The sequence below is a fragment of the Stenotrophomonas sp. NPDC078853 genome, from assembly GCF_044901215.1.
GTDB lineage: Bacteria > Pseudomonadota > Gammaproteobacteria > Xanthomonadales > Xanthomonadaceae > Stenotrophomonas > Stenotrophomonas lacuserhaii.
On the sequence record NZ_JBJDOQ010000003.1, the window covers coordinates 81,758 to 99,424 of the forward strand.

General features: G+C 66.6%; 18 protein-coding genes. 13 read left to right on the forward strand and 5 right to left on the reverse strand.

Going from position 1 to position 17,667, the window contains the following annotated elements; genetic code table 11:
* Window positions 1-98 precede the first annotated feature (98 nt).
* Genes ACI2JH_RS04285 through ACI2JH_RS04295 form a run of 3 tightly spaced genes read left to right on the forward strand, consistent with a single transcriptional unit; the run spans window position 99 to window position 2,388 of the window.
* Window positions 99-431: a DUF3649 domain-containing protein gene (locus ACI2JH_RS04285; RefSeq protein WP_182655795.1), complete on the forward strand. Its 333-nt coding sequence runs from the start codon at window positions 99-101 to the stop codon at window positions 429-431.
* Window positions 428-2,062 carry a PepSY-associated TM helix domain-containing protein gene (locus tag ACI2JH_RS04290; RefSeq protein WP_404735534.1) on the forward strand — a complete coding sequence of 545 codons (1,635 nt, stop codon included), beginning with the start codon at window positions 428-430 and terminating at the stop codon, window positions 2,060-2,062. The genes ACI2JH_RS04285 and ACI2JH_RS04290 overlap by 4 nt, the downstream gene beginning before the upstream one ends.
* Window positions 2,059-2,388, forward strand: coding sequence for a DUF3325 domain-containing protein (locus ACI2JH_RS04295; RefSeq protein WP_101099990.1), 330 nt, complete (start codon window positions 2,059-2,061; stop codon window positions 2,386-2,388). Before ACI2JH_RS04290 ends, ACI2JH_RS04295 begins: the two co-directional genes overlap by 4 nt.
* A gap of 118 nt (window positions 2,389-2,506) precedes the next feature.
* Here the strand turns inward: ACI2JH_RS04295 and rlmKL are convergent, their stop codons facing one another.
* Both rlmKL and ACI2JH_RS04305 read right to left on the reverse strand, forming a co-directional pair.
* Window positions 2,507-4,642: a bifunctional 23S rRNA (guanine(2069)-N(7))-methyltransferase RlmK/23S rRNA (guanine(2445)-N(2))-methyltransferase RlmL gene (rlmKL, locus tag ACI2JH_RS04300; RefSeq protein WP_319273977.1), complete on the reverse strand. Its 2,136-nt coding sequence runs from the start codon at window positions 4,640-4,642 to the stop codon at window positions 2,507-2,509.
* 311 nt (window positions 4,643-4,953) lie between these two features.
* Window positions 4,954-5,481 (reverse strand): hypothetical protein, encoded by a 528-nt coding sequence (locus tag ACI2JH_RS04305; protein WP_319273975.1) that lies wholly within the window; start codon window positions 5,479-5,481, stop codon window positions 4,954-4,956.
* Window positions 5,482-5,553: 72 nt separating this feature from the next.
* Between ACI2JH_RS04305 and ACI2JH_RS04310 the strand changes: the two genes are divergently transcribed.
* Window positions 5,554-6,123 carry an N-acetylmuramoyl-L-alanine amidase gene (locus tag ACI2JH_RS04310; RefSeq protein ID WP_404735535.1) on the forward strand — a complete coding sequence of 190 codons (570 nt, stop codon included), beginning with the start codon at window positions 5,554-5,556 and terminating at the stop codon, window positions 6,121-6,123.
* Window positions 6,124-6,197: 74 nt separating this feature from the next.
* On the opposite strand, the gene ACI2JH_RS04315 is transcribed toward ACI2JH_RS04310, so the two are convergent.
* From ACI2JH_RS04315 to ACI2JH_RS04325, 3 genes are all read right to left on the reverse strand, one after another.
* On the reverse strand, window positions 6,198-7,103 hold the full coding sequence (locus ACI2JH_RS04315) for a sulfurtransferase (protein ID WP_404735536.1): 906 nt from the start codon (window positions 7,101-7,103) through the stop codon (window positions 6,198-6,200).
* Window positions 7,100-7,912, reverse strand: coding sequence for a CoA pyrophosphatase (locus ACI2JH_RS04320; protein ID WP_101099985.1), 813 nt, complete (start codon window positions 7,910-7,912; stop codon window positions 7,100-7,102). Before ACI2JH_RS04320 ends, ACI2JH_RS04315 begins: the two co-directional genes overlap by 4 nt.
* Before the next feature lie 99 nt (window positions 7,913-8,011).
* The gene (locus tag ACI2JH_RS04325) at window positions 8,012-8,713 is read right to left on the reverse strand and encodes an FKBP-type peptidyl-prolyl cis-trans isomerase (protein WP_042614363.1); all 702 of its coding nucleotides are present in this window, start codon (window positions 8,711-8,713) and stop codon (window positions 8,012-8,014) included.
* A gap of 204 nt (window positions 8,714-8,917) precedes the next feature.
* Between ACI2JH_RS04325 and ACI2JH_RS04330 the strand changes: the two genes are divergently transcribed.
* From ACI2JH_RS04330 to pstB, 9 genes are all read left to right on the forward strand, one after another.
* Window positions 8,918-9,676 (forward strand): enoyl-CoA hydratase/isomerase family protein, encoded by a 759-nt coding sequence (locus tag ACI2JH_RS04330; RefSeq protein ID WP_404735618.1) that lies wholly within the window; start codon window positions 8,918-8,920, stop codon window positions 9,674-9,676.
* Window positions 9,677-9,679: 3 nt separating this feature from the next.
* Window positions 9,680-10,036 carry a hypothetical protein gene (locus tag ACI2JH_RS04335; RefSeq protein ID WP_404735537.1) on the forward strand — a complete coding sequence of 119 codons (357 nt, stop codon included), beginning with the start codon at window positions 9,680-9,682 and terminating at the stop codon, window positions 10,034-10,036.
* On the forward strand, window positions 10,036-10,725 hold the full coding sequence (gene nth / locus ACI2JH_RS04340; protein ID WP_404735538.1) for an endonuclease III: 690 nt from the start codon (window positions 10,036-10,038) through the stop codon (window positions 10,723-10,725). The genes ACI2JH_RS04335 and nth overlap by 1 nt, the downstream gene beginning before the upstream one ends.
* A gap of 183 nt (window positions 10,726-10,908) precedes the next feature.
* Window positions 10,909-12,120: an OprO/OprP family phosphate-selective porin gene (locus ACI2JH_RS04345; RefSeq protein WP_101099981.1), complete on the forward strand. Its 1,212-nt coding sequence runs from the start codon at window positions 10,909-10,911 to the stop codon at window positions 12,118-12,120.
* 206 nt (window positions 12,121-12,326) lie between these two features.
* Window positions 12,327-13,346 carry a phosphate ABC transporter substrate-binding protein PstS gene (gene pstS / locus ACI2JH_RS04350; protein WP_042614357.1) on the forward strand — a complete coding sequence of 340 codons (1,020 nt, stop codon included), beginning with the start codon at window positions 12,327-12,329 and terminating at the stop codon, window positions 13,344-13,346.
* A gap of 446 nt (window positions 13,347-13,792) precedes the next feature.
* Entirely contained in the window at window positions 13,793-14,884 is a 1,092-nt protein-coding gene (gene pstS / locus ACI2JH_RS04355) for a phosphate ABC transporter substrate-binding protein PstS (RefSeq protein WP_404735539.1), read from the forward strand.
* An 85-nt stretch (window positions 14,885-14,969) separates the two neighbouring features.
* The gene (pstC, locus tag ACI2JH_RS04360; protein ID WP_042614355.1) at window positions 14,970-15,938 is read left to right on the forward strand and encodes a phosphate ABC transporter permease subunit PstC; all 969 of its coding nucleotides are present in this window, start codon (window positions 14,970-14,972) and stop codon (window positions 15,936-15,938) included.
* Window positions 15,938-16,801 carry a phosphate ABC transporter permease PstA gene (pstA, locus tag ACI2JH_RS04365; RefSeq protein ID WP_042614354.1) on the forward strand — a complete coding sequence of 288 codons (864 nt, stop codon included), beginning with the start codon at window positions 15,938-15,940 and terminating at the stop codon, window positions 16,799-16,801. Before pstC ends, pstA begins: the two co-directional genes overlap by 1 nt.
* Before the next feature lie 19 nt (window positions 16,802-16,820).
* Window positions 16,821-17,651 carry a phosphate ABC transporter ATP-binding protein PstB gene (pstB, locus tag ACI2JH_RS04370; protein ID WP_042614353.1) on the forward strand — a complete coding sequence of 277 codons (831 nt, stop codon included), beginning with the start codon at window positions 16,821-16,823 and terminating at the stop codon, window positions 17,649-17,651.
* The last annotated feature ends 16 nt before the right edge of the window (window positions 17,652-17,667 follow it).

The following is a 17,667-nucleotide window of genomic DNA, read 5'->3' on the forward strand; positions in this document are numbered from 1 at the left end:
GATCTGATGGATGCCGCCGGCGATGTGCCGGCAGCCGGCCACGGATGGCCACCTTTTCCACCGGCAGCGATGCCATCAACCGCAACTGCAGGATCACCGTGGACCGCTCGCCTTCTACTGCCAACACGACCGCCAACACTCGCTTGGCCACGTTCTTCGCCCGCCCCGGCTGGGGGGTGTTTTCGCGCAGCATGGCCGCCATCTTCGGTGGCTACGCGCTGGCCGCGGTGACCAGCGTTTTCTGCGCGCTGGCGTTGCCCGGAGCGCGCGGACAGACCGTGCTGACCGGCATGCTGGTGGCGATCGTGGTGTGTGCCTGCGCGGCGCTGTGGGCCTTTGCCACGCGCACGGCGTTGCGCGCATGGATCGGTATTCTGCTGCCCACCGTGGTGATGGCGGCGGTTGCGCGGGCACTGGGAGCGTGGGCATGAAGAACGGATTCCGCCAGTCGATGGCCTGGCTGCATACCTGGACCGGCCTGCTGGTGGGCTGGCTGCTGCTGCTGATCTTCATGGCCGGCACCGCCAGCTATTACCGCGAGGAAATCAGCCGCTGGATGCGCCCGGAATTGCCGGCCACGACAGTCAGTACCGACGTCGCGGCCGAGCGCGCGGTGCACTACCTGCAGGAACACGCCGGCCACGCCGAGACCTGGTTCGTCACCCTGCCCGACCCGCGCAACCCGGCCATGCGGATGTTCTGGCGCAATCCCGAATCGATGGTCAAGCCGCCGGTGGAAGGCGAGCGCCGCCGCCGCGGTGGCGGACGCTTCGGCGATGCCACGGTCGATCCGAACACCGGCGACAAGCTGGAAGCCCGCGAAACCCGCGGCGGTGAGTTCTTCTACCGCCTGCACTTCGACCTGCACTACATTCCAGTGCTGTGGGCGCGTTACCTGGTGGGCTTCTGCGCGATGTTCATGCTGGTGGCGATCATCACCGGGGTCATCACCCACAAGAAGATCTTCAAGGACTTCTTCACCTTCCGCAAAGACAAGGGCCTGCGTTCCTGGCTGGATTTCCACAACGTCAGCGCGGTGATGGCGCTGCCGTACCACGCGATGATCACCTACACCGGCATCGTTACCCTGATGGTGATGTACCTGCCGTGGGGCATCAAGGCGGCCTACCCGACCGATGAAGATGCGTTCTTCAGCGAAGCGTTCGGCGGCATGCCAGAGGTCAGCGCACCGGCCGAAGGGCGCGCTGCACCGCTGCCGATCCAGCAGTTGCTGGACAGCGCGCGCACGCACTGGAAAGGCGTGGATGTGTCCGGCTTCAGCGTCGCCCACCCGGGCGCGGCCAATGCGGTGATCGACATCCGCCAGCGCGATGGCCGCCGCCTGTCCGTCGATACACCGGCGCTGCGCTACGACATGGTGACCGGCACGCTGCTGATGGAATCACCGGCCTCCGGCGCAGCCACTGCCACCCGCGGGGTGATGTACGGACTGCACCTGGCCCGCTTCGCCGACTGGGGGCTGCGTGCGTTGTTCTTCCTGTCCGGCCTGACCGGCTGCCTGATGGTCGCCAGCGGCGTGGTGCTGTGGGCAGTGAAGGAACGGCCCAAACATGCCAAGAGTGGCCGGATCGGCTTCGGCCTGCGACTGGTGGACGCGCTGAACATCGGCGCGGTGGCGGGGCTGCCGATTGCGTTCGCATCGTACTTCTGGGGCAACCGGCTCCTGCCGCTGCAGCTGCCCGAGCGCGCCGATGCGGAGGTCAGCGTGTTCTTCTACGCCTGGGGCGCGGCCCTGCTGGCAGCGTTCATCTGGCCCAAGCGGCTGATGTGGACTTGGCAGTTGTACCTCGGCGCGGCCCTGTTTGCGTTGTTGCCGCTGCTCAATGCGCTGACCACGCAGGCCCATCTGGGCGTGACCATCCCGGCCGGCGACTGGGTATTGGCCGGCTTCGACCTGGTGATGCTGGCCTTCGGCGCGATGCTGGCGATGTGCGGCTGGCGGATGCAGCGCTGGACGCCGCCGTTGAGCGCGGCAGAGAAGAAAAAGCGCGCGGCCTCGGCAGCCGGGGGCAGTGCGGTGCCGATCGAGGCGAAGGCATGATGCTGCTCGCCTTGGGCCTGTCCTTCAGCGCATTCACCGCGCTGTCGCTGGCGATGGAAAAGCACCAGCTGGACCTGCATGGAAAGCAGGCCGCCCCGGTGTCGCGGCGTCGGCAGTGGTCGGGGCTGGGCTGGGTGCTGCTGGGCGCGGCATTCGGGCTGAGCGTGGTCGACCACGGCTGGGCGATGGGACCGGTGCTGTGGCTGGGCACGATGACCATCGCCGGGCTGCTGCTGGCCTTCGGGCTGTACCCGTGGAAGCCACGCTGGATCGCGCCCCTGGCGCTGGCGTTGCCCGCGCTGGGGCTGGTTGCGGCGTTGGTTTGACCCGTGTTTGTGGGTGACGACCGTTGGTCGTCACGCTTCGGCGCCCCGCGCGATCCCGGTAGTGACGACCAACGGTCGTCACCCACCGTAAGCGTCGGTCGTCACCCACCCGGTGCCATCACAGCGCGCGCAGTTCCCACGCGCGATGGATGCGCGCGTTGCGTTCGAAATCCGGCCCGATGGTGCGTGGGCTGATCTCGCGGCACGTGGCGAACCCGGCGATCGCGTTTTCTTCCAGCTTGAAGCGGCGGAAGTTGTTGGAGAAGTACAGCACGCCGCCCGGTGCAAGCCGGGCCACGGCCGCGCGCAACAGCCGCAGCTGCTCGCGCTGCACGTCGAAATCTTCGGCACGCGCGGAGTTGGAGAAGGTCGGCGGATCGCAGAAGATCACGTCATACAGGCCTTCGTCGGCCTCCAGCCAGGCCATCGCATCGGCCTGCACCAGCAGGTGCTGGTTGCCGCCCTGCCCGTTCAAGGCCAGGTTGTCGTAGCACCACTGCAGGTAGGTCGCTGACAGGTCCACGCTGGTGGTGCTGGCCGCCCCCGCCACCGCCGCCTGCACACTGGCCACGCCGGTGTAGCAGAACAGGTTGAGGAAATGCTTGCCGCGTATCTGTTCGGCCATCGTCCGGCGCAGCGGACGGTGGTCCAGGAACAGGCCGGTATCCAGGTAATCGAACAGGTTCACCCGCAGCAGCGCGTTGTTCTCGCGCACGATGAGGAACTCATCGCGCCGCTCGAAGCGACCGTACTTGCTGCCGCCCTTGCCGCGCTCGCGCGACTTCAGCGCCACCTGCTCCGGCGGCACCTGGAACACCTCGCGCGCGGCCGACAGCAGTTCGTTGCGGCGACGGCGTACGTCGTTCTCGGGGATGGTCGCCGGCGGGGCGTATTCCTGCACGTGCAGGAAAGTGCGGCCCTTGCCGCCGTCTTCCTGGTAGACGTCGATGGCCGCCGCGTATTCGGGCAGATCGGCATCGTAGGCACGGAAGCAGGTCACCTGCTCGCGCGCACGCCAGGTCTTGAACTTCTTCAGGTTCTTGCGGATGCGGTTGGCCACCATCTGCGCGCCTTCGCTGAGTTCGCGCGGCACCGCCGGGTCGCGCTTGGGCACGGCCACCGGATCACAGACGATCAGCGCGCACTCCAGCGCACCGTTGAACATCTGGTACTTCTTGCCGGCACGCAGGCCGGTGGCGAAGGCCAGTTCGTCATCGCCACACAGCAGGCTGGCGCGCCACTGCGGTACCGCCTTCTGCAGGGCATCGCCGAGGCGGCGATACAGCGCCGGATCGGCCGCCAGCCGCTCGTCGTAGGGCGGATTGCAGACCACCGTGCCGATCTCCAACGGCGGCGCCGGCAGGTCATCGATGTCGGCGCGGGTGAAGGTGATCGCATGCGCGACGCCGGCCACTTCGGCATTCTCGCGTGCTGCGGCGATCGCCAGCGGATCGATATCGCTGCCGAACACCACCGGCTTCAACGCCGCCAGGCCGGCGGTCTCGCGCTCGCGCGCCTCGGTCAACAGGGCCTTCCAGCTATCCTTGTCAAAGCCCAGCCAGCGGCTCGGCGGCAGGCTGCCGTGGCGCATCAGGCCGGGCGCGACGTCGGCGGCCATCAGGGCGCCCTCGATCAGCAGCGTGCCACTGCCGCACATCGGGTCCAGCAGGCCACCCCCGGCAGCATGCAGGCGCGGCCACTGGCCACGCAGCAGCACGGCGGCGGCCAGATTCTCGCGCAGCGGCGCATCATGCGCGGCGCCACGCCAACCGCGGCGGTGCAGCGGGCCGCCACCGAGGTCGATGGAGATCGTGGCCCGGCCTTTGCGCAGGGACAGGTTGATGCGGATGTCGGGCAGATCGGTATTCACCGACGGGCGCTCCAGCCCCTCGCTGCGCATGCGGTCGACCACCGCGTCCTTGATCCGCTGCGCGGCAAAACGCGCATGGGTGATCTTGTCGCCGGACACGTGGGCATCCACGGCCAGGGTCATCTCCGGCTTCATGTGGTCCTGCCACGGCATCATGTGCACGCCGTCATACAGGGCCTGTTCGTCGGGGCATTCGAACTCGGCCAGCGGCCACAGTACGCGGCTGGCCAGGCGTGACCACAGCACCACGCGCTGCGCCTGGGCCAGGTCGCCTTCGGCGTTGGCGCCGGCAATGGTGGCGGTCGCCTTGGCAAGGCCCAGGGCCGACAGCTCGTCGGCAAGCAGGTATTCCAGGCCCTTGGCGCAGGAGACGAAGAAATTCACGGGATCGGTTTCGCAGGTGGGGCGGCCGCTTGCGCGGCGCAGGATCGGGCAGGCCCTGGCAACAGGCCCGCGCCCATGCCGGCGGCACGGGGGCACCATTGTAATCGCTGGCGGGCCGGCCCGCCCTGAAGGGTGGCGGGTGCTGGGACAAGAGCGTGACGACCAACGGTCGTCACCCACCGTGGGGAATGGTGGTCACCCACCGTGGGAAGAGTCGTCATCCACCGTGGGGAATGGTGGTCATCTACCTTGGGGAATGGTGGTCACCCACCTTCAGGCCTTGGTGGGTGGCGACCGTTGGTCGCCACGCCTTACAGCCGGCGCAGCAGGGCCTCGAAGGCGGCCGCCGATTCGGCCACGTGGTCGTTCAGGCGGTGGCCGTCGTTGACCAGCAGCAGCGAAGCGGCGCGCTTGCGCGCCCATTCGATGACCCCGGCCGCAGGGATCAGTTCGTCATGCCAAGCGTGGACCACGCTGGTGGGGACAGCGGCCGCATCCAGGGCCGGCATGGGGCCCATGGTGGTTGGCGGCACCATCAGGAACAGGCCGGCCACCGGCACGTGCAGCGAGGCGATGGCGGAGATGTAGGCGCCCAGGCTGGAACCTGCCAGCACCACCGGGCCGCGTGCCACGGCGGACGTGGCCCGCTCGATCAGCCGCTGCAGCCGTGCCGGCACATCGCCGAGCCGGCTCACGTCCGCTTTGGCATCCAGGTCCATGAAGTCGGGCCGCTCGTGGGTCCAGCCCAGGCGCTCGGCAACGTCGGCCAGCGCGGTCACCTTGATGGCATCGGGGCCGCTTTCGAAGCCATGCGAAAGGATGCAGTGGCCGCGGCTCATGCGGACACCGGCAGAACGCGCGCAGGGGTCATTTCGGGAATGCAGTTCATCGCGCAATGCTAGCATCGGCACATGCCGAATCCGCTGATTCCCGGGCTGCAGATCCAGCCGCTGCCCTACCACGACCTGCTGCCACTGCGCGCGACGGATACGCTGCAGACGGTGGTGGTGCATTGCACCGAACTGCCCGACCTGGCCATGGCGCGCCAGTACGGTGAGAAGCCGCTTTACGAGAGCGGCACCGGCAACAGCGGGCACTTCTACATCGACCGCGATGGCAGCGTGTACCAGTACGTGGCCACCGACCGCATCGCCCACCACGTGCGGGGCATGAACGATAAGTCCATCGGCATCGAGCTGGTCAATACGGGCCGTTATCCGGACTGGTTCGACAGCCGTTGCCAGACCATGCCGGAGACCTATCCCGAAGCACAGATCGCCGCGCTGGTGCGCCTGGTCCAGGCATTGGCGACGCGGTATCCGTCATTGCGCCACATCGTGGGCCATGACGAGCTGGACCTGGAGCAGATCCCGGCCAGTGACGATGCGGCGATCAAGGTGGCGCGCAAACGCGATCCCGGTCCGTTGTTTCCGTGGCGCGAGGTACAGGCCGCCGTGCCGCTGCAGCACGCCGTGCCGTGAACCAAGCAGATGTGTAGTGGCGAGCTTGCTCGCCATCGAGTAGCGAGCAAGCTCGCTACTACGGGTCAGGGATGCTATGCGCCGGTCGCCACCGGCCGGCTGCCGTCACTGATCCAGCCGCTCCAGGAATCGGCATAGATGCGTGCGCCGTGCAGGCCGGCCGATTCCATCGCCAGCAGCAGATGGCAGGCGGTAACCCCGGATCCACACATCAGCACCACCTGCGCCGGATCATGCGCGCCGATCACCTGCTGCAGTTCGGCGCGCAGTTCATCGGCCGGGCGCATCCTGCCGCCCGCCACGTTCAGGCCGAACGGGCGGTTCACGGCGCCAGGTACGTGGCCGGCCACGGGATCCAGCGGCTCCACTTCACCGCGGAAACGTTCGTTGGCGCGTGCATCGACCAGCCAGCCGGATGCGTGTTTCAGCCGCATTGCCACTTCATCCACGCTGGCCACCTGACGGGCATCGAGGTGGCCGGGATACGGTGGCAGGGCGGCAGGTTGGACGGCCTCGGTGGCCACCGGAAGACCTGCCTGCTGCCACGCCGCGAAGCCACCATCGAGCACGGCCACCTGGCGGTGACCCATCAAGCGCAGCAGCCACCACAGGCGCGCGGCCGCCATGCTGCCTTCGGCCGCGTCGTACACCACCACCTGCGTGTCCGGGCCGATACCCCAGCGACCCACGGTGGCAGCGAAGGTCGCGCTGTCCGGCAGCGGATGCCGGCCGTGGCCCACGCTGCGCTTGTCCGATAGATCGTGGTCGAGGTCGGCATACACCGCACCGGGAATGTGCCCGGCGGCGTACTGTGCTGCCCCGGCCTGGGCCTCAGCCAGCGAAAAACGCGCATCGACCACGCGCACTGCGGTGCTTGCCGTGGCGCGCGCGTCCACCACGCGGAGCACATCGGCATCGAGCATCGCGGCCAATGATGCCGCATCGACAAGCGGGGTCCAGCTTGCATCGTTGGCGTTCATGACACTTCCTCCAGGCGACGGCGCAGGTTGTACAGGATGGCCGCGGTTGCGCCCCATATGCGCTGGCCGGGCCAGCTGTATTCCAGGACGTGGCGCACGCGTCCACGATGGACGATTTCCACGTGGCGCAGGTTGTCCGCTGACATCAGGAAGTCCAGCGGCACCTCGAACACGTCGGCCACTTCGTCAGGCGAGGGCACCGGCTTGAAACCTGGATCAATCACCGCCACTACCGGCGTCACGCGGTAGCCGGTTATGGTCACGAACGGGTCCAGGTAACCCAGGGCCTGCACCTGGCCGGCCGCCAGCGCGATCTCTTCGTTGCTTTCGCGCAGCGCCGCGGCCATCGCATCGGCGTCGTCGGCTTCGGTGCGGCCACCGGGGAAACCCACCTGCCCCCCATGCTGGCGCAGCGCTTCGGTGCGGCGCGTCAGGATCACCTGCGCGCCGGTGGCACGCGGCACGATACCGGCCAGCACCGCTGCTTCGACAAGCGGTCCGGGAGGCAGCAGATCCTCCAGCTCGCTGCGGTTCCAGCCATCCCCCAGCGGCGGCGCATCCAGCGGATGCAGCGCGCGCATCAGGCGTTGATGATCGGCCAGCGAGCCTTCCAATGAAGCTCGGAGCTGCTCGCGCAGCGGCAGGCGATGGTGCATGACGTGCTGCCGTTCGCGCTCGCTCATCGACGACCACCGCGCGATTTCGTCGAGGCTGCGCAGGCAGCCGGTGCACGACCGATGCGGGTCGAGTTCGCATTTTCCAATGCAGGGACTGGGCACGGCACGTGCTGGTTTTTCCGTGGTTTGCACCGCCGTACATTACCGCGAATGGACCGCGGCCGGCACCCGGCGCAAACAAAAACGCGCCGGTGGAAGCCACCGGCGCGTCGGGTTGAACGGTGTTGCTGATTACTTGACGCTGACCAGCTTGATTTCGAACTGCACGGCCACGTTCGGCGGGAACGGGGTACGCGGGTCGGCACCATAGGCCTGTTCCGGCGGCAAGGTCACTTCCCACTTCGAACCGGCCGGCATCTGCAGCAGGGTCTCGCGCATGGCCTTCATTTCCACTTCGCTCAGCTTCATCGCAGGAATCTGCTGGGCGGGGCGTGCTTCAGCCGGACGGGTGCCGTACGGGAATGGACCGGCCACTTCCAGCTGCACGGTGCTGGCCTGCGTCGGCTTGGCGCCCTTGCCGGCTTCGATCACGCGGTACTGCACGCCGCTGGCCAGGGTCTGCACGCCGGCCTTGGCCTTGTTGGTGGCCAGGAACTGGGTGCTCTTGGTCTTGTTTTCAGCAGCAGCCTTGTCGTACTCGGCCTTGGCGGCCTGCGCACGACCCTGCTCGCGCTTCTGGAACGCTTCAACGGCCGGCTTCAGCTGGTCGGCGGTAATGGCCGGCTGCTTCTTGGCGTAGGCATCCTGCAGGCCCTTCACCACCGAGTTGATGTCCAGCTGCTCACCGCGACCGGTCAGCTCGGCAAGGTTGTTGCCGTAGTCATAACCGAAGTAATAGCTGAGCTTGCCCTTTTCGGACGCAACGTCCTGGGCGAAGGCATTGCCCGTCAGGGCCAGGGCCGCGACGGCGACCGCGATAGAACGCAACTTCATCAAACAATTCTCCAGGGGTGGTAACTCAGGGGGCGTTTTCGCCGCCCTGAGGCGACGGGTTAGGATAGCGGCCGCGAGGGGGGTTCCGCTACTGACAACGCAGGCTTTGACCTGATTGCGTTTCAAGAGTTCAACATCACTGTTTTTTAACGTTTCTGGAGATTCCGCGTGGCCGACGCCCCGATTACCGCCCCCGTTGCCGTAATGGACCACGGTGCCATCCGCACCGTGACGGTGCAGCGGCCGGAGAAACTCAATGCACTCAACGGGGAAACCCTGCGCGCGCTGGCTGCGGCCTTCGAGGACGCCGCCCGGGACCCGGCCGTACGCGTCGTGATCCTGACCGGCGCCGGGCCGAAAGCCTTCGTTGCAGGGGCTGACATCAGTGAGATGAACACCCTGTCGGCCGTGGACGGGCGGGACTTTTCCCTTCTGGGACAGCGCCTTATGCGTCAGATCGAGCGGATGCCCAAGCCGGTCATCGCACGCGTGAACGGGTTCGCACTGGGCGGCGGGCTGGAGCTGGCCATGGCCTGCCACCTGCGCATTGCCGTCGATACCGCCCGGCTGGGCCAGCCGGAGATCACCCTGGGGCTGATTCCCGGCTTCGGCGGCAGCCAGCGCCTGCTGCGCCTGTGCGGACGCGCCGCCACGCTGGAACTGTGCCTGCTGGGCACTCCCATCGATGCCGCACGTGCGCTGCAGCTGGGCCTGGTGAACGAAGTCGCCGGCGCCGACGCGCTGGATGCGCGCGTGGCCGCGCACGCCGAACGCCTCGCAAACGCGGCGCCGCTGGCCCTGCGGGCGCTGCTCGATGCGGTGCATGTAGGCGGCGAATGCAGCCTGGAATCGGGTCTGGAATACGAAAGTGCGCAGTTCGGGCTGCTGTTTGCCACCCAGGACATGCGCGAAGGCACCAGCGCCTTCCTTGAACGCCGCCCTGCCGTATTCCAGAACCGCTGAACCATGGCACGTGCGATCGACCCTGCAGTGCTGTTGGAACGGGTGTTGGCCGACGACCTGGATGGCGCGGTACAGGCTGGCCTGATGGAGTACGCGCCCGGTGAGGCCGATCCCAGCCGGGTGCCCGGGCATCCGGATCTGCCGCAGCGGTTGCTGCAGGTCCAGCACCAGCTGCGCCAGGCTTGGGCAGCCCGGGAGCGCTACCGGGCACGTGCGGTACGCCTGGCGCGCCGCGAAGCCGAGCGCGACGCGCGCCGCGCACCGCCGCCGGCACCCGACCAGAAGCCCGCCCTGCCCTCTGCCGCCGCGGCGATCCTGGCGCGCGCCAAGGCGCGGGCGGCCGTCCCCAAAGGAAGCTGATGGCTACCGCCAGCAAGACCGCACGCGCGCCTGCGCGGCGTACCGCGAAGATGCCGCGCGCCGACGTGGTGGAGATGTTCACCCGGTTGCGCGAGCTCAATCCGCATCCGAAGACCGAACTGGAGTACAGCTCGCCGTTCGAGCTGCTGGTGGCCGTGGCGCTGTCGGCGCAGGCCACCGACGTGGGCGTCAACAAGGCCACGCGCAAGCTGTTTCCCGTGGCCAACACGCCGCAGGCGATCCTGGACCTGGGCGAAGAAGGCCTGAAGCGCTATATCTCCACCATCGGCCTGTTCAACGCCAAGGCGAAGAACGTGATCGCCGCCTGCCGCCTGCTGGTGGAGCAGCACGGCAGCGTGGTGCCGGAAGACCGCGCCGCGCTGGAAGCCCTGCCCGGCGTGGGCCGCAAGACCGCCAACGTGGTGCTCAACACCGCCTTCGGGCAGCCGACCATGGCGGTGGACACGCATATTTTCCGGGTGTCCAACCGTACCGGGCTGGCACCGGGCAAGGATGTGCGCGCCGTTGAGGACGGGCTGATGAAGGCGATTCCGGGGGAGTTCCTGCTCGATGCGCACCACTGGTTGATCCTGCACGGGCGCTATGTGTGCAAGGCGCGCAAGCCCGACTGCCCGCAGTGCGTGATCCGCGATCTGTGCCGCTTCAAGGACAAGACACAAACCGCCTGAAGCCACTGCGCGGCCTGCCATCCCGACGCAATCCTGCCGTCATATGGATCGGGCCTGATAAGGGCCCTGCGCCACGGCAAAGGCCGTGGCGGCCGAGGCGCGTTCGCGAACTGTCATATTTACGCAATCTTCACGATCTAGCCTGCGCGCATCTTCCCACCTGCCTGCAAGGCTACTTTCTCCATGAAACTGCATCGCCAACTTCTCACTGCGGCCGTTGCGGCTGCGCTGTTCGTCCCGGCCGCCCACGCTGAAGTGGCCATCGATGTGATCGGCGGTTCGGAGATCACCTTCGAAGGCCTGGTCCAGGCCGATGGCAACTGGTTCGACAACGATGTAGCCGACCTCAACGGCGGCGATGCAGCCAACGGCAAGGACAGCGAGTTCGAGCTGCGCCGTGCCGAACTGGTGCTCAAGGGCAAGGGCCCGGGCAACGTGGAATGGGTGGTCGGCTACGACGCGAAGGCCGACAAGTTCCTCGACACGAACATCAAATACAAGCTGGGCGGCAACAGCAGCCACTTCATCCAGCTGGGCCAGTACAAGCAGCCCAACAGCCTGGAAGAACTGTCCAGCACCAAGAACAACGACTTCATCTCCAAGGCCGCGGTGACCAACACCTACGCCGTGGCGCGTCGCCTCGGCGGTGCCTGGGGCTACGGCCAGGACAACTGGTCGGTGACCGCCAGCGCCTTCGGTCGCGAACTGACCCGCAACCTCGCCCACGGCAGTGGCTACGGCGCGCGCGGCACCTTCGCCCCGATCAACGAAAAGGGCCAGGTGCTGCATTTCGGCCTGAGCTACGTGGCCTATGACACCGACGCGGACACCCTGCGCGTGCGTGCCCGTCCGAATGCCGACCTCGCCACCGTGCGCCTGATCGACAGCGGCAACATGGTCGACACCGACAACGTCACCACCCTGGGCGTGGAAGCGATGTACATCGGTGGCCCGTTCAAGGCGCAGGGTGAGTACTACAGCAGCAAGGCCAAGCGCATGGCCAACGACAACTACACCAGCGATGGTTTCTATGTCAGCGGCCTGTGGAACATCACCGGCGAAACCTGGGGCTACAAGGGCGGCGTGCCGGGCACCGGCCTGCCGGACAACCCCGCCAGCGGCATGTGGCAGCTTGGCGCACGCTACGACCACATGGACCTCAACGACGGCAACCTGAGCGCCAACCCGGTCGCCGGTCGTCCGCCGATCGTGGACGGCGTGCTCGGCGGCAAGATGGATATCTGGACCGTGGGCGTGAACTACTACTGGCGCTCCAACACCAAGTTCGCCCTGAACTACGTGATGGTGGACAGCCAGAAGTACAGCTCCAGCGTGCGTGGCTTCGTCAATGACGACCCGAACATCCTGGAAGCGCGCCTGCAGTTCTTCTGGTAAGACCTGCAGTTGCAACACGCTGATCAGCAAGGGCACGGCATTGCGCCGTGCCCTTCTGCGTTTGTGGGCACCTTCCCGCCGTCTGGTCGGATTTTTACGCTGTCATGGATGCGTCATGTGACAGTCGCGCTGGTGTCACGCAATCGTTATGGAATGTGCAGCGACACGACGGGTACCCACCCGTCCACCACCCAGGAGCCATCCCCGTGATCCACGCCTTCAAGTCGCGCGCCGCCGTCGCCATCCTGGCCGCGTCGTCCGTCTTCGCCGCCAACGCCGCTGATGTGACCGGCGCCGGTGCGTCCTTCATCTTCCCCGTGATGTCCAAGTGGTCGGCCGATTACACCGTCGCCACCGGCAAGAAGGTCAATTACCAGTCCATCGGTTCCGGCGGTGGCATCGCGCAGATCAAGGCCGCCACGGTCGACTTCGGTTCCTCCGATGCGCCGCTGAAGCCGGAAGAGCTGGCTGCTGCAGGCCTGGCCCAGTTCCCGTCGGTGATCGGCGGCGTGGTGCCGGTGATCAACGTGGCCGGCATCGCCCCGGGCGCGCTGAAGCTGGATGGCGCCACCCTGGCCAACATCTTCCTGGGCAAGATCAAGACCTGGAACGACCCGGCCATCGCCGCGCTGAACCCGGGCCTGACCCTGCCGGCGGCGAAGGTCACCATCGTGCACCGCTCCGACGGTTCGGGCACCACCTTCAACTTCGTCAACTACCTGTCCAAGGTCAGCCCGGAGTGGAAGACCAAGGTCGGTGAAGGCACCTCGGTCCAGTGGCCGGCCGGCATCGGCGGCAAGGGCAACGAAGGCGTCGCTGCCTACGTGAAGCAGATCAAGGGCGGCATCGGCTACGTCGAACTGTCCTACGCGCTGCAGAACCGCATGTCCTACGCTTCGATGAAGAACGCCGCCGGCAATGTCGTGCAGCCGTCGGACACCACCTTCGCCGCCGCCGCCGCCAGCGCCGACTGGGCCAACGCCAAGGACTTCTACCTGGTGATGACCAATGCACCGGGCGCCCAGGCTTGGCCGATCACCGCCACCAACTTCATCCTGGTGCGCAAGCAGCCGCGCAACGTGGCCAATGCGAAGGCGACCCAGGACTTCTTCCGCTGGATCTACAAGAGCGGCGACAACCAGGCCAAGCAGCTGGACTACGTGCCGCTGCCGGACAGCCTGGTGCAGCAGATCGAAACGTACTGGACGCAGAACCTGAAGTACTGATCCATCACGACATGGGGCCGGCGGGGACTCTCTCCCTCCGCCGGCCCCGTCCGGGGCGCGTGACCTTTCCAGGGTTGCGCGTTTTTTTTTGCGCCCGGTCTTGCTCGCGTGCATGCTCGGGCGAGTGGGCGAAGGGAGCTGGGCAGGACACGCCGCAAGTACGTCCATGTAGGCTTCTGTTCGGCTCCTGCCTCACAGAGTCCTGCCCAGCTCCCTTCGCCCACTCCTGACAGACTGCGGGCGCGGCGGGGGTGAAAGGCGAGAGCGGAAGCCGCGCAGTTCTGGTCCCCCGCGCGGGAAGCGGGCGCTGGCGTGGGGGTGTGAAAGGCCCGTCATATGGTGACGTGGCGGGTGTTCGCGACCTGCGTCATCAGGCTGTAACAAAAACATCATTTCATAGCCGCAACCGCCGGACAGACCGGCAACCTACCGCTATGGAGTGACGCATGAAACTGCAGAAGGCCGGCCTGGCCACCCTTTCCCTGGCCATTGCCCTCGGCCTGTCGGCCTGCGGCGGCAACGAAGCGCCGACCGCCCAGCAGCCGGCCGATGGTTCCACTGCCGCAGCCCCGGCCGCCGGTGACAAGGTCAGCGCCGAAGTCTCCGGCGCCGGCGCTTCCTTCATTTTCCCGCTGGTGTCCAAGTGGTCGGCCGATTACAACGCGGCCAGCGGCGCCAAGATCAACTACCAGTCGATCGGCTCCGGCGGCGGCATCGCCCAGATCAAGGCCGGCACCGTTGATTTCGGGTCGTCGGACAAGCCGCTCAGCAGCGAAGAGCTGGCCCAGTCCGGCCTGGCCCAGTTCCCGTCGGCGATCGGCGGCGTGGTGCCGGTGGTCAACATCGAAGGCCTGGAGCCGGGCAAGCTGCGCCTGAGCGGCGCCCTGCTGGCCGACATCTTCCTGGGCAAGATCAAGACCTGGAACGACCCGGCCATCGTCGCCGTCAACCCGGGCGTGACCCTGCCGGAAGGCAAGATCACCCTGGTGCACCGCTCCGATGGTTCGGGCACCACCTTCAACTTCACCAACTACCTGTCCAAGGTCAGCGCGGACTGGAAGGGCAAGGTCGGCGAAGGCACTTCGGTGCAGTGGCCGGACGGCGTGGGTGGCAAGGGCAACGAAGGCGTGGCTTCGTACGTGAAGCAGATCAAGGGCTCGATCGGCTATGTCGAACTGGCCTACGCCCTGCAGAACAGCATGCCGTACACCTCCATGCAGAACGCGGCCGGCACCTGGGTGCAGCCGAGCGCTGAAACCTTCGCCGCCGCTGCCGCCAGCGCCGACTGGGCCAGCGCCAAGGACTTCAACCTGGTCATCACCAATGCACCGGGTGAGCAGGCCTGGCCGATCACCGCCACCAACTTCATGCTGATGCAGAAGCAGCCCAAGGATGCCAAGCGCAACCAGGACGCACTGGCGTTCTTCAAGTGGGCCTTCGAAAACGGCCAGGCGCAGGCCAACGAGCTGCACTACGTGCCGCTGCCGGCCGAGCTGGTCACCCAGATCGAAGCCTACTGGGGTACTGAACTGAAGTGATGCCGGCACGGTGCCCGCCCCGCGCGGGCACCGTCCTTTCGAGTACCGCGTCACCCCGCCCCCAACTGGCCGCGTCGCCTATCCCATGAATGCCATCGCACAGCCTGCCGCCGTACCTTCCACGCGTGATGCGCGTGACGCCCGCAATGACCGCCTGTTCCGATGGGTGCTGGTCGGCACCGTCATCTTCGTCCTGGCCGCGCTGGCCTGCGCCGCGCTGTCCATGCTGTGGGGCGGACGCCACGCCCTGGAAGCGCAGGGCCTGAGCTTCTTCTACTCCTCCGAATGGAATCCGGTGGAGAACAAATTCGGTGCGCTGGCACCGATCTACGGCACCCTGGTCACCGCGCTGATCGCGATGGTCATCGCCGTACCGGTGAGCTTCGGCATCGCCTTCTTCCTGACCGAAGTCGCCCCGCGCTGGATGCGCGGCCCGGTCGGTACGGCCATCGAGCTGCTGGCCGGCATTCCTTCGATCATCTACGGCATGTGGGGCCTGTTCGTGCTGGTGCCGGTGATGACCGAGTACGTGACCCCCTTCCTCAATGAAACCTTGGGCGAATGGCCGATCATCGGCCCGATGTTCCAGGGTCCGCCGCTGGGCATCGGCATGCTCACCGCCGGCTTCGTGCTGGCCATCATGGTCATTCCCTTCATCTCTTCGGTGATGCGCGAAGTGTTCCTCACCGTGCCGACCCGCCTGAAGGAATCGGCTTATGCGCTGGGTTCGACCAAATGGGAAGTCAGCTGGGACATCGTGCTGCCCTACACCCGCTCGGCGGTGATCGGCGGCATCTTCCTGGGCCTGGGGCGCGCCCTTGGCGAGACCATGGCGGTGGCCTTCGTGATCGGCAACAGCGTGCGCCTGTCGCCTTCGCTGCTGGAGCCGGGCACCACCATCGCCGCGCTGATCGCCAATGACTTCGGCGAAGCCACCGAGACCTACCGTTCCGCCCTGCTGCTGCTCGGCTTCGTCCTGTTCATCGTCACCTTCGTGGTGCTCGCCATTGCCCGCCTGATGCTGATGCGCCTGTCCCGCAAGGAGGGCAACTGATGTCCACTGCCACTGAATCGCTGTATCTGCGCCGCCGCATCGGCAACGTCGTGGCGATCCTGCTCTCCGTCGTCACCGCGCTGTTCGGCCTGTTCTTCCTCGGCTGGATCCTGTGGACGCTGTTTTCCAAGGGGTTGCCAGGTATCAACTGGGCGCTGTTCACCCAGATGACCCCGCCGCCCATGCAGGAAGGAGGCCTGGCCAATGCCTTCTACGGCAGTGCGGTGATGTGCGCCATGGCGATCGGCATCGGTACCCCGCTGGGCGTGCTGGCCGGGACCTGGCTGGCCGAGTACGGCAACTTCCGCAAGGCCGGCACGGTGGTCCGTTTCGTCAACGACATCCTGCTGTCGGCCCCGTCGATCGTGCTGGGCCTGTTCGTCTACACGCTGTTCGTGATGCAGACCGGAGGCAGCTTCTCCGCCTTCGCCGGTGCGCTGGCGCTGGCCTTCATCGTGCTGCCGGTGGTGGTGCGCACCACCGACGAGATGCTGCGCCTGGTGCCTTCGCAGATGCGCGAAGCGGCGCTGTCGCTGGGCATCCCGCAGTGGAAGGTCACCGTGCAGGTGCTGTACCGCAGCGCCTCGGCCGGCATCGTCACCGGCATCCTGCTGGCGCTGGCGCGCATTTCCGGCGAGACCGCCCCGCTGCTGTTCACCGCCTTCGGCAACCAGTACTGGAGCAGCAACGTGTTCCAGCCGATGGCTTCGGTGCCGGTGGTGATGAACCAGTTCGCCGGCAGCCCGTACGAATCCTGGCAGGTGCTGGCCTGGGCCGGCGCACTGGTGCTGACCGTCTTCGTGCTCCTTATCAGCCTGAGCGCACGCGGCATCCTGCTGCGCAACCGTATCTCCCATGACTGACCTTTCCGCGGACACTGCCATGAACGATCTTTCCAACGCCGTGCCGATGCAGCGCATCGTGGTCCCGGCCTCGCATGAATCGCTTGCCACCCCGGCGCCGGTCAAGCTGGCCGCGCGTGGACTGGACTTCTACTACGACAAGTTCCATGCCCTGAAGAGCATCGACATCGAAGTGCCGGAGAAGCGAGTCACCGCGCTGATCGGCCCTTCCGGCTGCGGCAAGTCGACCCTGCTGCGCATCTTCAACCGCATCTACGCGCTGTACCCGAAGCTGGAAGCCCGTGGTGAGGTGCTGCTGGATGGCGAGAACATCCTGTCGCCGAAGTACCCGATGAACCGCCTGCGCAGCAAGGTCGGCATGGTGTTCCAGAAGCCGGTGCCGTTCCCGATGACCATCTTCGAGAACGTGGCCTACGGCATCCGCCACCACGAAAAACTGTCCAAGGCGGACATGAACGACCGCGTCGAGCATGCACTGCGCCAGGGCGCGCTGTGGGACGAAGTGAAGGACAAGCTGGGACAGAGCGCGTTGGGCCTGTCCGGTGGCCAGCAGCAGCGCCTGTGCATCGCACGCGCCGTCGCCCTGCGCCCGGACGTGCTGCTGCTGGACGAACCGACCTCCGCGCTGGATCCGATCTCCACCAGCCGCATCGAGCAGCTGGTGGAGGAGCTCAAGCACGATTACACCATCGTCATCGTGACCCACAACATGCAGCAGGCCGCGCGTGTTTCCGACTACACCGCCTTCATGTACCTGGGCGACCTGATCGAGCATGACCGGACCGAAGTGATCTTCTCGCAGCCCAGCAAGCAGCAGACCGAAGACTACATCACCGGCCGCTTCGGCTGATCCGACGCACGCCCTT

Excerpts from the sequence above, each read along its gene's own strand:
- ACI2JH_RS04290 (WP_404735534.1), top strand. The coding sequence starts at position 428 with ATGAAGAACGGATTCCGCCAGTCGATGGCCTGGCTGCATACCTGGACC.
- ACI2JH_RS04295 (WP_101099990.1), top strand. The coding sequence starts at position 2,059 with ATGATGCTGCTCGCCTTGGGCCTGTCCTTCAGCGCATTCACCGCGCTG.
- ACI2JH_RS04305 (WP_319273975.1), bottom strand. The coding sequence starts at position 5,481 with ATGAGCCGCGGCCACTGCATCCTTTCGCATGGCTTCGAAAGCGGCCCC.
- ACI2JH_RS04310 (WP_404735535.1), top strand. The coding sequence starts at position 5,554 with ATGCCGAATCCGCTGATTCCCGGGCTGCAGATCCAGCCGCTGCCCTAC.
- ACI2JH_RS04315 (WP_404735536.1), bottom strand. The coding sequence starts at position 7,103 with ATGAACGCCAACGATGCAAGCTGGACCCCGCTTGTCGATGCGGCATCA.
- ACI2JH_RS04325 (WP_042614363.1), bottom strand. The coding sequence starts at position 8,713 with ATGAAGTTGCGTTCTATCGCGGTCGCCGTCGCGGCCCTGGCCCTGACG.
- ACI2JH_RS04330 (WP_404735618.1), top strand. The coding sequence starts at position 8,918 with ATGGACCACGGTGCCATCCGCACCGTGACGGTGCAGCGGCCGGAGAAA.
- ACI2JH_RS04335 (WP_404735537.1), top strand. The coding sequence starts at position 9,680 with ATGGCACGTGCGATCGACCCTGCAGTGCTGTTGGAACGGGTGTTGGCC.
- nth (WP_404735538.1), top strand. The coding sequence starts at position 10,036 with ATGGCTACCGCCAGCAAGACCGCACGCGCGCCTGCGCGGCGTACCGCG.
- ACI2JH_RS04345 (WP_101099981.1), top strand. The coding sequence starts at position 10,909 with ATGAAACTGCATCGCCAACTTCTCACTGCGGCCGTTGCGGCTGCGCTG.
- pstS (WP_404735539.1), top strand. The coding sequence starts at position 13,793 with ATGAAACTGCAGAAGGCCGGCCTGGCCACCCTTTCCCTGGCCATTGCC.
- pstC (WP_042614355.1), top strand. The coding sequence starts at position 14,970 with ATGAATGCCATCGCACAGCCTGCCGCCGTACCTTCCACGCGTGATGCG.
- pstA (WP_042614354.1), top strand. The coding sequence starts at position 15,938 with ATGTCCACTGCCACTGAATCGCTGTATCTGCGCCGCCGCATCGGCAAC.
- pstB (WP_042614353.1), top strand. The coding sequence starts at position 16,821 with ATGAACGATCTTTCCAACGCCGTGCCGATGCAGCGCATCGTGGTCCCG.